This window comes from Bacillus sp. 17RED48, from assembly GCF_019837545.1.
GTDB classification, from domain to species: Bacteria; Bacillota; Bacilli; order Bacillales; family Bacillaceae_G; genus Bacillus_A; species Bacillus_A wiedmannii.
On the sequence record NZ_JADAXG010000004.1, the window covers coordinates 591,038 to 606,293 of the forward strand.

Below are 15,256 nucleotides of genomic sequence, written 5' to 3' on the forward strand. Positions count from 1 at the left end.
AATGACTCCTCTCTAATATCATATATTAAATATATTTTCAAGATCTTCACTCGAGAGGTTTGCCGTTTCAAAATCAGATGGGGTGAATTCAGCATGTTTTCTCTGACAACAATGTTGAATCAAATCTCTCAATTGATTCATATACTCCATGAAAAATTGCGATATTGTTTCTTGTTTAAATTTGTTTTTGCTATACGTAATCGACAAATTCAACTTTTTATCTACTGTATACGCAACGATATCTAGCAAACAATCCATCTCATTTTTATTGCTGTTATCTTGACCGGAATTTTCATACGCAAATTCAAAAATTCCATTGGAAAATGTAGCATTAAAATCACCTAAATAGTTAAAACGAACATATTTTCGAGATTCGGAACTTAATTCCTTCGAAATATACTTTAAAACTCCATAATTTAGACCTTTACTTGGAACGCTACGCAATTGCTCTTTTAATTGTTTAATTTGTTGTGATATATCTACATCCTCAAATTGTAACCGAATTGGAAATAGACTCGTAAACCATCCAATAGTTCGCGATACATCAATTTCATCATTTAATTCTTCACGCCCATGCCCTTCAATTTCAATAATCACATCATTTGTTTTAATATACTTAGCCATTACCAATGATAGCGCTATAATCATTAGTTCATTACCTTTTGTTCGATAAGCTTCATTTGCTTTTTGTAACAGCTGCATAGTTTCTTCTTCTGTTAACTTCTTAATCATTTTCTCGCAAAATTCCATACGATCCAATCCTAAATCAAAATCATGAAATGAATTCTCTTCATATTGATATACATGCTCCCAGTATCGCTTTTCTGATTCTGGAATTTTTTTACTCATTCTCTTTAACTCAATTGCCCAATCCTGTACCGAATTATCTTTTGGCGGCAAAGAAGTTTTCTGCTTATTTTCTATCTGTTTATATAATTGATTTATATCTTCAAAAATAATTCGCCAAGATATACCATCAACAGCTAAATGATGAGCTGTCATCAATAGTCTTTTACCAAAATCACCTAAATCAAATATACAAACTTTAAGAAGAATTTCATTTTCAATATTAAAGCTCGATTTCAATATTTCTCCAATACTAGCAATACGAATACTTTGCTCTGTTTTTGATAATTCAGATAAATCAAATGATTCTATTTTTATTTTTTTATTGTAATTATTTTGATTATAAAATAATTCCTTCGTTTCCATCCGGTAACTCAAGCGAAAAGCGTCGTGATGACAAACTAATAAGTTAAATGCCGATTCAAGTATCCCAACCTCAACGTCATCCTTTACTTTGACTAACACTGACTGTGTATAATGGTTTATATTGTTCAAATCTTGCGAAAAAAACCATGAGATAGATGGTATCGTTTCAATACTACCAACACATTGTTGATTACTCTTCTGCTCTTTTGTGCTAGTCATTTCTAAATATAAAATCATATCTTCAATAACTGGATTAGCCAAAATATCCTTTGTTTTTATTTTAATTCCTTTCTCACGTATCTTAGAAGAAATTTGAATTGCTTTAATGGAATCCCCGCCTAGATGATAGAAGTTGTCTCTTATACTTACTTTTTCAACATTTAATACTTCACGTATAATACCTACTAAATCACTTTCTATCTCACCTTCAGTTTTTTTCTCTATTTTAACTTCAGGTTTCGGCAAGGCCTCTCTATCCAGCTTTCCGTTAAACGTCAACGGTATTTCTTTCAACACAATAAAATACGAAGGAATCATATAAACTGGTAAGATCTCTTTTAAGAATCTAAATAGTTCGGATGTCTTCACCTTAGCATTCTCAGTATAGTAGGCACAAAGATAGCGGTTTCCATCATAATCCTCTTGATCAATCACTACCACTTCCTTAATGCTCGGATATTTTTGCAAGTTTATTTCGATTTCTTTTAGTTCTATGCGGAACCCACGAACTTTTACTTGATCATCTTTCCTTCCCAAATACTCAATCTTATCTCCTTCAATAAATCTAGCTAAATCACCCGATTTATACATCTGCTCTTTTGCCGAATATGGATTTACAATAAATCTCTCTCTTGTTAAATCCTGATTGTTAAAATATCCTCTTGCAACACCTTCCCCAGAAATATAAATTTCTCCAACAACTCCCATTGGTACTGGGCGAAGATCGGAGTCCAACACATATATTTTCATATTTTGTGCAGGTACACCAATAGGGACAGATACCCCTTTATCTTTTTCAATATCGAATTGATGAATCATACATCCTACAACTGTTTCTGTGGGCCCATATTCATTATATATTTTTGTTTCTCTACCTAACTTTTTCTGTATGTTTGCGGCAAGGTCTACTGTTAAATTTTCTCCACCAACAATAATTTTTTTAATTGAACACCCTAAAAAGTCTGAATCTTTCAATAAAGAAAGGTGAGATGGAGTTAATTTAATAATACTTGCTTTTTTTTCTTTAAATATCCTATATAATACATATTCGTTTGCATCAGCAGGATAAATAATAATCTGATTACCACTAATTAATGGGGTAAATATAGTTGTAACAGTAAGATCAAAAGCAAGAGATGAATACAATGGGAAAACTTCATTTTCACTTGCGCCTACATATACTTGATTTGCCCAAGAAATATAATTAACCAATCCTTTCTGTTCAATCATTGTACCTTTAGGGTTTCCCGTAGAACCCGATGTATATATGATGTAAGCAAGGTCAGTCGGCTCACTTCTATTTTTAATATTAGAAGTATCTCCCATATAAATATGAGCTGCATTTATATGGATAACCTCAACCGCATACAAAGAAAGATCCCATTGATGCGAAATATCAAAATTAGTGAACAGAATATTGATATCTGAATCTTGCAGCATATAATTGACCCGTTCAGATGGATATTGTGGATCAATAGGTAAATATACCGCTCCTGCTTTTAAAATCCCTAAAATTCCAATAATTGTTTCTAGAGAATGCGTAGTTGATATTCCTATTACTGTACCTTTTGTTACATTTTTCTTTAATATATATCTCGCTAATTGATTAGATCTATCATTCAATTCACGATACGTAAGTTCCTTATCTTCCAGGCAAATCGCAACTCTATCTGGTGTCCTTTCTACTTGTTCTTCAAAAAGCTGATGGATTGTCTTGTCCTTTGGATACTCCCTATTCGTTGCATTAAATTCATATACCAACTTATCCCACATATCTTCTGGTAAAATTTCTAATTCCATCAACTTTTTATTAGGCGACTCCAACATCTGATTCAGTAAATGACTGATTCCAAGATACATTTGTTCAATTTGCTTTTCTGTATACATATGATCCTTATAATCTATATCTAGATTGAATCCTCCTAATCTAGACCATTCTCGAATAATCAATTGAATTGAATAAATCTGATTCCTATTGTAAAATTCTTCATTTTCTATTGGTGTACCATTAATTTCAGTAGGAAGTTTTGTATTGTAATAGTTAATACATGTATCAAATAAATCACCGTATCCCTTTTTCTTTAATTCCAAATCTTTCACCAATACATCATATGGATATTTTTGATGATAATAACAGCGAACCAATTCACGATTAATGCTTTTTATAAAATCTAAGACTGTCATTTTACTATCAACAGTATGACGAAATGGCATAGTACTTGTTAACATCCCCACAATATTTTTTTCATTTTTCCCCGCTCGATTAAGCACAGGCATTCCAATAATTAAATCATCCTGCCCATTTACTTTATTTAAGTAAATATAATATAGGGCAACAAAGAATGCGTACACAGAAACATTTATGCCAGTAGCAAATTGTTTAATTTCATCCGATTGATTATTTGTTAAAGAATATGTTTTTCTATTTGCCTTTGCACAATCTACTTCGTTCTTCCGCTTCACAATTGGGAGCTTACTAAACTTCTCATTCCAAAAATTTTTATCCTTCATAAATCTTTTTGAAGTTAAATAGGATTCTTCCTTCTCAAGGCAATACATATAGGTACTATTAAGCTGATCTGTTATTTTTTCACCTTTCAAAATTTGAGTGTATGCATTACAAATCTGTTCAGTTAAAAGATTCATAGACCAACCATCAGAAATAATATGATGGACCTTAACGAAATATCCCCCTTCTTTAGTATCTTGTAACTTGAACAAAGCAAAATCAAATAAGTCTTGTTCATTGATATCGAAAGGTTTTGCAGCTTCCTGCTGAACCCAGGCATCTAAATCGTTCTGACTATTAAAAATAGTATATCGAACTTGATATTTATGATATTCCTCCACATATTGATGAACCTTCTCATCCGATTCTACAAATCGATGCCTGATTCCATCATTTTTTTTTATAAAATAATTAATTGCTTTCTCAAGACAAACAAAATCCACTTCTCCTTGTATCTTTACTGTTCCCCCAATATTATGCAATGGCTGATGAGGATTAATTTTCTCCATATACCAAATCCTTTGTTGAGGATGAGTTAGTGAAAAATATTCTCTATACTTCAAATTATCACCACTTTATATTTAATGTTTTTCGAAATAATTCACTTTTTGACCATATCTAATCATTTTTTTCGTCATTTCATCCGTAATATTATTCCATACAAAACCCGTTTTTCTTAACAGCATATTCGTTTTATCCCCCATTATATGGAACAATGTTTGTTCGACATCATTAAATGTTTTCAATTCATCTCCTATACAATGCAGCTGTAAATTATATATATCTGATGCATATTGATTAAATTGCTTTTCATCAAAGATATAATCTATAAATTTATCAATTGAAGTTTCTTTTACATCTATGTCTAATCCATACGTTGTTAAAAGAGCTGATAAGCTTACATAGTTAGGATTGAAAATGTGATGAGTCTCATTCATTAATTCTTTTTTATTAAACAACTTAATAATTGCCTGACTAACATCATCCACACATGCAAAATCTATATCTCTTTCCATTTCTGGAACCAATCCAATTCTTATATATGATTTCATCATTGAGTATAATGCATTCTGCTCTATGTTTTCTTGAAACCTTCCTGTTTTAGAATCAAAACCAATGTTTCCCACTCGAAAAACATTTACATTTATTCCCTTACCCCTCATTTCCAGTACAATCTTTTCAGCTTCTAACTTTGTCTTTGGATAAGGATTTTCAATAATTTGCCCTAAATCATTATCATACTCCGTATACAATATGTCTTCGTTATTCTTTACCACACCAGAAGCTACAGCTAATGTAGAAATATGATTCACATCTTTCTTTACTCCCTTAAGCGAAAAATCAATTACATTTCTCGTGGCTAGAACGTTTGCTTCATAGGATTTTTCATATTTCCCATAATGACTAACACTGCCTGCTGAATGTATAATACATTGGATTGTTTCACTCAAATATTGATAGTTCGGCAGATCTAAGCCCATATATTTTTTTGTCAGATCGCCACTATATACAAAAATTCTTTTCTTATACTTATCATAAAAAGATGTTCCAAAATAAGAGCAAACTTTTTCTTTAATGCGATTTTCTGCTTGTATACAATTGTCACTTCTTACAATTAAATGTACATTGCAATCTAATTCAGTTAATAAATCATGTAATAAGTAAACACCCAAATATCCCGTGCTTCCTGTCAATAGAACTTCTTTATAACTGACTTGGCAAGAAAGGTTGATTTCGTAATACTTTTTGTTTCTATCATCATATAAACTTCTTATCGCTATGTCTCCTCTTACCTTCTCCTCCATCAACCGATGCCTTTCTCCTCTAGCAATCAGATAAGTTGCTAATGCATCTGGAATAGTCTTCTCCTTTTTATATGTCATATGTTGCGCTAGATCAGAAACTCTAGGGTATTCAAATAAATGATTAATAGAAATATCAAAATCCTTCTGCAAGCTCGAAACAACATTGATAGCCGTTAGTGAGCTACCTCCTAATTCAAAGAAATCATCATGGATACTAACTTGTTTTACTCCCGTAACTCTCTTATATGATTCTATAATTTTCCGCTGTTTATCATCTTTCGGAACAATATTCCTCTTTAGCTCTTCTACATAGTCGCTTTGCGATAAAGGGGAACTCTCTTCCATTTCAATATCTTTAGACAGGCTAAAGAATTGCCGTTCAAAAGGATACGTAGGGAGCGGAACACGATATCTTCTTTCTTGCGAAAAATACTTGGACCACTCAATCTTCACGCCATGAATATGCAACTTACCAATACTTTGAAGCAAGTACTTGTCATCACAAGTTTTTTCTTTTGGATGCCTTACAGTATTTACAATCGGGCATATAGATTTTCCTTGAGTATGTTGTCTAACAAAACTGCTTAATGTTCTACCTGGTCCAACTTCCACAAAAACATTTTCCGTACCCGATAGTAGATGCTTAACGCCCTCAGAAAATTTCACTACATGTCGCAGATGATTCACCCAATAATCTGCACTTTTTGCTTGTTCTTCCGTAATCCATTCTCCTGTCAAATTGGATATAAACGGTATTTTAATGTCATGGAAATTAATTTCTTTTAACTTCTTTCCATAGGTATCTAAAATTGAGTCCATCATGGATGAATGAAAGGCATGGGAGGTTGCAAGTTTTTTGAACTGAAAACCTTCCCTAATCAATTCCCCCTCAAAAGTATAGATTGCCTCATCAGAACCTGAGATTACGCATGATATTGGACTATTCACTGCGGCAATAGATACATCTTGATTCATTAGTGGTAAAATTTCATTTTCCGAAGCCATTACACTTATCATGCTTCCTTTAGGTAATTGTTGCATTAAGGTCGCCCGCTCATACACCAACTGAAGCGCTTGCTTTAATGAGAACACTCCCGCCAAACAAGCAGCCACATATTCCCCTATACTATGTCCAATCATGCCGTCCGGGTAGATGCCCCATTCCATTAGTGTTTTTGCTAATGAGTATTCAAAAATAAATATTGCAGGCTGAGTATTAGAGGTTTGATTTATATCATCTCTCATTCTAACGTCCAAATCCTTTGGGTATAAGACTTCCTTCCAGTCGACCCCACTAATCTCTTCTAAAATCTCACAACAAAGATTCACTTCATCTCGAAATCTCTTCTCTTCTTTATATAAATCCAATCCCATATTTACATATTGCGCACCCTGCCCGGGAAACATGAAAATTATTTGCTTACTACCGCCATCACAAAGATTAGTTTGAACCTTAGCAGAATTTTGATTAAAAAATTCTTGCTTCGCTTCCTCTATATCCGAAACCACTAATGCTCTTCGATATTTTAAATTTTTCCTTCCATTTAAAAGTGTATAAGCTACATCAGCCAAATTCACATTATTGTTGTGAGTTAAATATTCAGCTAACCTTTTAGTTTGCTCTTCAAGAGATTTTTTCGTTTGTGCAGAAAAAGAAAGCAATTGATATCTCCTGCTCCGCTCCGAAGCTTCTCTTTGGGGAGGTTCCTCAAGTACAACATGGGCATTTGTTCCCCCCATACCAAATGAACTTACTCCCGCTCTTAAAGGAAACTCTCGGTTCTTCCATCCCGCCAATGTATCCTGTACATAAAATGGACTATTACCAAAATTAATTTTTTCATTTGCTTTCTCGTAATTAATGCTTGGTGGAATCATGCGATGCTCCAAAGCAACTACAGTTTTTATCAAACCTGCTATACCTGCAGCGTTATCAAGATGTCCAATATTCCCTTTAACCGATCCAATACCACAAAAATTATTCTTCTCTGTATTAAATGCCAACTTCAAAGCTTCAACCTCAATCGGGTCACCTAGCATTGTTCCCGTACCATGAGCCTCTACATATGATATACTTTCAGATTCTACCTCGGCCATGTGATGGGCTGCTCTAATAACAGCAGCTTGTCCCTCTACACTTGGCGCATTAAAACTAACCTTATCAGCGCCATCATTATTTATTGCGGATCCTTTCACAACAGCATGGATGAAATCTCCATCGGCAATCGCATCCTCCATACGCTTCAAAACAACAATTCCCGCTCCATTTCCATTGACCGTTCCTCTAGCATTAGCATCAAAAGGTCTACAGTGCCCATCTGGTGAAAGAATCATACCCTCCTTGTATAAATATCCTCTTTTCTCAGGTAATGTAAGTGAAACTCCTCCAGCCAAAGCAATGTCACAATCTCCACTTAATAGCGCTTGACATGCCAAGTGCACAGCAACCAACGAAGATGAACATGCAGTTTGAACTGTATAACTAGGACCTCTCAAATTTAATTTATGTGATAATCTGGTGCCGAAAAATTGAGAACCATTTAAAAATTCCGCTTCTTTTATAAAATCTTTCGCTCCATGATATACCGTTTCTAACCAATATAAGTTTGTTGCTGCTCCAATATAAGTACCAATTAAACCATTAAAGGTATCCGGAAAGTAAGCACTACTCTCTAATGCCTCCCAAGCACACTCGTGCAAAATTTTCAGCTGTGGATCCATTACCTCTAATTCCCTAGGTGAGTAATTAAATAATTTATTGTCGAACCATTCTGTTCCTGTAATAGCCCCACCAGCCTTTATATAATTGGAACTCTGGATCGTTTCTAGATCAATTCCTCCTGTCTGTAACTCCTTATCTGTGAAGAAAGTTACCGATTCTACACCATTCTTCAAATTTTCCCAGAATTCATTTATAGTATCTCCACCAGGAAATCTGCAAGACATTCCAATAATAGCAATCTCTATACCATTTCTTATCGGTTCTTGTGCACTATCATTCATTCGAATCCCTCTTTCTTTGACGTCTCTGTTTCAACCTATTTTTTGATTCCTTTATTACCTGAACTCTATTTGAGTTCACTTCTTCCTGTCCCCTGCTCTCAGCGGTCATCTTTAATTGCTGGGATAGAGAATAAATTGTAGGAAATCTAAATAGCATCATCACAGTTATGTCAATGTTCAAATCATTTTTCAACCGTTCATTTACTTGAATAATATTCAGTGAATTCCCACCAAGTTCGAAGAAATGATCATAAATACCGACCTGATTTACCCCAAGTACCTGTTTCCAGATCTCCGCTATCATTTTTTCTAGATTCGTTCCAGGTGCTATATAAGTAGTACCTAACGATATATAATTCTCATCATCCCTTTCTTGCAAGGCCCTTACGTCGACTTTGTCGTTATTCGTTAAAGGCATACTCTCTAATTGCACAAAATGTGAAGGAATCATATATTCAGGTAACTTATTCCTCAAATAATTCCTTAATTCTGTACTGGTAACCTCTTGGTTTGCAATTAGATACGCACACAAATAGCTTTCATTACTTTGATTTTGTTTTGCAACAACAATTGCATTCTCAATAGATTTATGATTTAAAATATGGGTTTTTATTTCATCTGGCTCTACTCGGACTCCCTTAACCTTTACCTGATGGTCAACCCTTCCAATATACTCGATGTCCCCATTAGAAAGCCACCTTGTAAGGTCTCCCGTTTTATACATTTTCTCACCTGGAATAAATGGATCAGGCATAAATTTTTCATCTGTCAAATCTGACTTATTGATATATCCCCTTCCTACACCTGCTCCAGCGATATATAACTCCCCAGTCACACCAATAGGTACAGGATAATAATCTTGATTTAAAATATATGCCCTATAGTTACTTAGAGGCTTACCTATTGGTATGCTCGAACTCTCTTCATTTTCATGACAAATATAGTATGTTGAAAAAATCGTCGTCTCGGTTGGACCATACAGATTAATAATCATCTCTGCATTAACAGTACTCTTTAATTGATTATAAAGACTCTTTGTAAAGACCTCACCGGCTACAAGAACATAGTTAAGAGATTGACTTGTGACAATATTATCTATCAACACTTTCAAATGGGTAGGTACAGCTCCCAAGACATTAATTTTGTTTCTCTCAATAAAGTTCCACATATTTCTTGGCTCAGCGATTAGCTCTTCCTCAGGAATATATAACCTCCCCCCAGAGAGAATCGGGAGAAGAATTTGTTGAACAGAAACATCGAATGTGATTTTCGCCAGTAATAAATGATTCATTTCTTGATTAAATTTTAATTTTTGAATGAGTCCTATCAACTGATTCACAATATTTTTGTGTTCGACCATAACCCCTTTAGGGTTACCGGTTGTTCCAGAGGTATAAATTACATATGCCAAATCGTCGGGCTGGTTTATGCTTTCAAGATGACAACCATCTTTTTTACAGTTTAATTCATCATCCAACCTAATTATTTCCTGTTCAAAAGTAAAGCGTTCCTTCATATTATTTCGGGCCAGAACCAACTGACAATCACTGTCTCCCAAAAAATATTTTATCCTATTTATTGGAAGAGTGGGATCAATCGGCAAAAATGCACCTCCTGCTTTTAGCACACCGAGAACTCCTATGACCATTTCTAAGGAAGGCTCTACAATAAGTCCAACAACGCTATTTCTTTGCACTCCCTTTTTTCTTAAAGTGCGGGCCAGTTGATTTGCCCTTGCATCTAGCTCAGAGTACGTTAGTGTCATCTCTTTATATACGATGGCATTTTCTGATGGATTTTCTTTCGCTTTCTGCTCAAATATCTCATGCACCGTCATTTGATACGAATATTCATCCGTCGTATTATTAAATTTATAAAGAACGGTTTTCATCTCTGCTTCAGACATCATCTGGATATCTTGTAATGGTATATCCATCTTTTTGGTAATCTCATCAAGTAGATAAATAAAATGTTCTGCTAATCTTTGTACTGTATCCTTCTTAAATATATCCTTACGATACTTCCACTTAAAATGCATATCTTCATTAATTTCCAATACATGAATGAACATATCAAATTGAGTCATACTACTTTCAAATGGGAATTTACGTAAAGTGATCCCCCCTGTATCCTTAAAGAAATACTCATCATTATCCAAAGAAAACATAATATCAAATATTGGATTTCTCCCTGTATTTCGATAAACATCAACTTCATTTACTAACAATTCAAATGGATATTCTTCATGATCGATAGCTTTCATTGTATTATCCTTCACTTCGTTCAGAAAATTCAGAAATGTCTTTTTGCGACATGGGAAATTTCTTATTACTACCGTATTCACAAACATACCAATAATCCGTTCCAAACCTGGACGAGATCGGCCAGCTGTAAGGGTACCAATCGTAATATCTTCTTGACCCGTATATTTTAAAAATAATACATTTAAAGCAGCAAGTAGCACCGTATATAGGGTTGTCCCATTCTCCTTCGCTATCCTTTTCAAACGCTTTGTCAAATCGTATCCCGCCATAATTGGTACATAATCACTATCATAAAGTTGCACCGGGTGTCGTGGATAATCTGTATTTAACTCTAACAATGGAGGTTCATCTTTAAATATGTTTAGCCAATACTTTTCTTTGCTCTTAAAATCATCAGTCTGAAAAAATTCTCCCTGCCATACTGCGTAGTCTCTATATTGTAATTTAACCGGAGGTAAGTCTTTATTTAAATAACTATCATAAAATTCCTCCATAATTATGTCCATCGATATACCATCAAAGACAATATGATGAGCATCAGTTAACAGTAAATGCTTATTTTCTCTGATTTTAATAACTTTAACTTTAAATAGAGGCGGTTGTTCCAGATTAAAAGGTGTAGCAAACCCATGTACATACTCCATTAATTCTTCTTCCGATGCTTCCACGATATCAACAATAACCTTTAATGTAGGATGTACATACTGCACCACTTGTCCATTGATGAATGAAAACGATGTACGTAAAGATTCATGACGATCAACAAGATGTTGGAAAGCTCTCACCAACATATCATATTCGAGATCACCCTCTATAATTGTCCCAGACGGTAAATTATAAGCTACTGAATCACGATTAAGTTGCCACATAATAAATAGCCTTTTTTGCTGTGATGAAACAGGATAGGATTCTCTTACTTCAACAGGTAATATAATTGAACTTTTATGTTGTTCCCCATCCAGTATTAGAGTTGTAAATTCTTTTATAGTTGGCTTTTTAAACATTTCACTCAAGTGTATATTCACGTCAAATTCTTGATTAACTTTCAATATGATTGAAGCAGCATTTAAAGAATGCCCACCTAACTCAAAAAAATTATCATACACTCCTATCTTTTGAATGTTAAGAACATCTCTCCATATATGTGCAACCTTTTTTTCCAATTCGCCTTCTGGTGCAATATAGTCGAAGTCTGATACTGGATCCAAGTTGGACACTGGCAATGCTTTACGATCAATTTTCCCGTTTTGATTGAGTGGCATTTTTTTCAGTTGAGTGAAGTAGGTTGGCACCATGAAATTCGGCAAACTTTTAATAAGGAAATTTCTTAATTCTGAGTTTGTTATATGCACATTGGCAACAAAATAAGCACTTAATACTTTCGTACCGAAAGTATCTTCGATTGCAACAACAACAACTTCATCTACATCTGGATGCTTCATAAGACAAGTCTCTATCTCCCCAACTTCTACCCGAAACCCCCTTATTTTCGTAAGATCATCTTTCCTTCCAATAAATTCAATATTCCCATCAGGCATCCACCTTGCCATATCGCCTGTTTTATAAACTTTTTTTTCGGTAATTTTCGGAAACTCTACAAATTTTTCTCTCGTTAAATCTGGAGCATTATAATACCCACGTGCCAATCCAACCCCAGCAATACACAGTTCTCCCGTTACACCAATAGGTACAAGATTCATTTCTTGATCCACAATGTATATTTCGACATTATTAAGAGGCTTTCCGATTGGAATCACCTTCAATTGTTCTATCTCTTGATTACTAATTCTATAGAAAGTGGCTAAATCCGTGCATTCCGTGGGACCATACGTATTTATAATTTCGCCCTTGAAATTTATTGATTTAACTAAAGGTTTGAGTTTTTTACAATTTATCGATTCACCACCTAAAAAAATACGCTTCAACGTGATTAACCTACTAAAATTAGTTCTCTCATTATACTCAACCAATGGATAAAAACCACTTGGGGTACAATTAACGCTCGTAATTTCATGAACATTTATATAATCAGACATTTTATTGTAATCATACATACCTGACTCAAAAAGGTGCAATCGCCCGCCTTTTATCAATGGAGCAAATAAATTTTTATGTGCTGTATCGAAACTAATTGGGGCAATTAATAATACATTATCGGTTGGATTCATATCAAATTCATTGGTATACCAATTGAGCAAATTCATAAATGAATTTCTTTTCACCATAACTCCTTTAGGTTCACCAGTGCTTCCAGATGTATAAAGAACATACATTAAGCTCTCTAATGGGATTTTCAATTCTAAATTCCCACTCATTTCTATAGGTGTACCGTCTCTTAAAGTTGTATCTATATCAATAAATCTAGTGTTTTCATTTATAAAATTAAATTCATTATTGCTGTACTTCAATATGATATCTACATTAGAATTACTTAGGAGATAATTAATTCGTTCATTTGGATAGTTTGGATCAATGGGTAAATATGCAGCTCCTGCCTTTAAAACACCTAATATACCAATTGGAAGTTCAAGCGATCTATCCAACATAATTCCTATTACAGAATCTTTTTTAGCTCCTAATTCAACTAATTTATGTGCTATATGATTTGCTTTTCTATTTAATTCCTCGTAAGTTAAATTGTGATTTTGATAAAAGACTGCTAGCTTATGTGGACTTTTAGCTACTTGAAATTCAAACAAATCAACAACAGATTTATCCTTAGGAAAACTTGATGTTGTGTTGTTAAACTCATTTAGAATACGATTTCTCTCATTGGATAAAATGTCGATTTCAGAGAGCCTTATACTAGGATTAGCTACTACCACTTTTAACAAATGAGTCAGTTGATCTATAACTCTTCCAATCAAGTCTTCTACACTTTCTTTACAAGTGACACAATACTCTATTTTATCTCCATGCCATTTAAAATTAAAGACGGTATCTGCATTTGTATAATGATTAGAAATATTATGTTGAATATTTTCAAACTGTATGACTGTACGAGGATTCAGTTTATTAGAATTTGCATTCTCATCTCCTAAAAGTTTTGCTAATCGCTTATGCGATACTTTCTGATTTTTATTTGCCTCTGAAATGTTTTGTTGTACTTTTAATAGAAGCTCCTTAAATGTCATATTACTATGGACATTACTTCTTATAATCAAAAGATGATCATAATATGCTGTGCCAGATTTTGATTGAATTACTGGCGTTCCAATAGAAACATCTTTACTATCCGTGTATATTGAGAGTAAATATTTCACACTAGCAATCAAAATGATAAATATTCCATATTCAGAATGATTACTTATTTCACTAATTTTATGTGATATGTTTTCTGACAATCTATATGTAAATACTTTTTCTCCCTGATTTTTCACACCAATTTTTTTATTAAAATTTAAAAAACTACTCATTTCTAAATCCGTTGATAGTTGATCCAACCAAAATTTCTCCTCTTTAGTTAACAAATCTGTATTATAAACATCATTGCTCATAATAATCTCCTCTCCCAACCAATGTTGAATTAATAAGATTTATAATATCAATGTAATTTTCATTAATAAAAAAGTGATCTCCTGGGTAGCCATAAACAACAGTATCTCTCGAAGTAAACTCACACCATTTTTCCATGTATTCCTCAGTAACATCGTCCATCTTACCGTACATTGCAGTAATACACGTATTTAACTTGTACAATTCATTACTGAATTTATATTCTTCTATCACTTTAAAGTCAGATCTTAAAATTGGTATAAACATATCCATTAACTGTTGATTATTAAGAACTTCTTTTGGAGTACCATTTAAATTTAATATCACATCTTTAAATTCTTTTTCTGGTAAGTTAGACACTTTTTGTTCTCTAATAAAATTAGGCGGTTTTACACCTGATAGAAAAATATGCACAGGAGCATTAAGATTTCTACTTTCTATTTCCTTACAAAGTTCATAAGCGATAAGCCCTCCCATACTGTGACCAAAAAACGCGTAATCGCAATTACCTACAACTCTATATACATATTCAAATATATCGTTAACCGCGTGATTCATATCATCATAACAATCTTCTTGAAATCTTTTACCTCTTCCTGCGTATTGAATTGGTTTCAATTCAATACTAGGATGTAAGTAATTTTTCCACTTACTATATATCGAACCGGATCCACCAGCATAAGGAAAACAAAAAAGCATCGTGTTATTCATATACTCTCCTTTCCTATGAATCAAAATTATTTACTAAA

General features: G+C 33.5%; 4 protein-coding genes. All 4 read right to left on the bottom strand.

The window, feature by feature from the left end:
• Positions 1-18 precede the first annotated feature (18 nt).
• The 4 genes from ILT06_RS20005 to ILT06_RS20020 are packed head-to-tail and all read right to left on the bottom strand — an operon-like array spanning position 19 to position 15,218.
• Positions 19-4,503 carry a non-ribosomal peptide synthetase gene (locus ILT06_RS20005; protein ID WP_222655399.1) on the bottom strand — a complete coding sequence of 1,495 codons (4,485 nt, stop codon included), beginning with the start codon at positions 4,501-4,503 and terminating at the stop codon, positions 19-21.
• An 18-nt stretch (positions 4,504-4,521) separates the two neighbouring features.
• Complete coding sequence (locus ILT06_RS20010; protein WP_098102311.1) at positions 4,522-8,748, bottom strand: type I polyketide synthase; 4,227 nt, start codon at positions 8,746-8,748, stop codon at positions 4,522-4,524.
• Positions 8,741-14,509, bottom strand: coding sequence for a non-ribosomal peptide synthetase (locus ILT06_RS20015; RefSeq protein ID WP_222655400.1), 5,769 nt, complete (start codon positions 14,507-14,509; stop codon positions 8,741-8,743). Before ILT06_RS20015 ends, ILT06_RS20010 begins: the two co-directional genes overlap by 8 nt.
• On the bottom strand, positions 14,499-15,218 hold the full coding sequence (locus tag ILT06_RS20020) for a thioesterase II family protein (protein WP_064476384.1): 720 nt from the start codon (positions 15,216-15,218) through the stop codon (positions 14,499-14,501). The genes ILT06_RS20015 and ILT06_RS20020 overlap by 11 nt, the downstream gene beginning before the upstream one ends.
• Positions 15,219-15,256 lie beyond the last annotated feature (38 nt).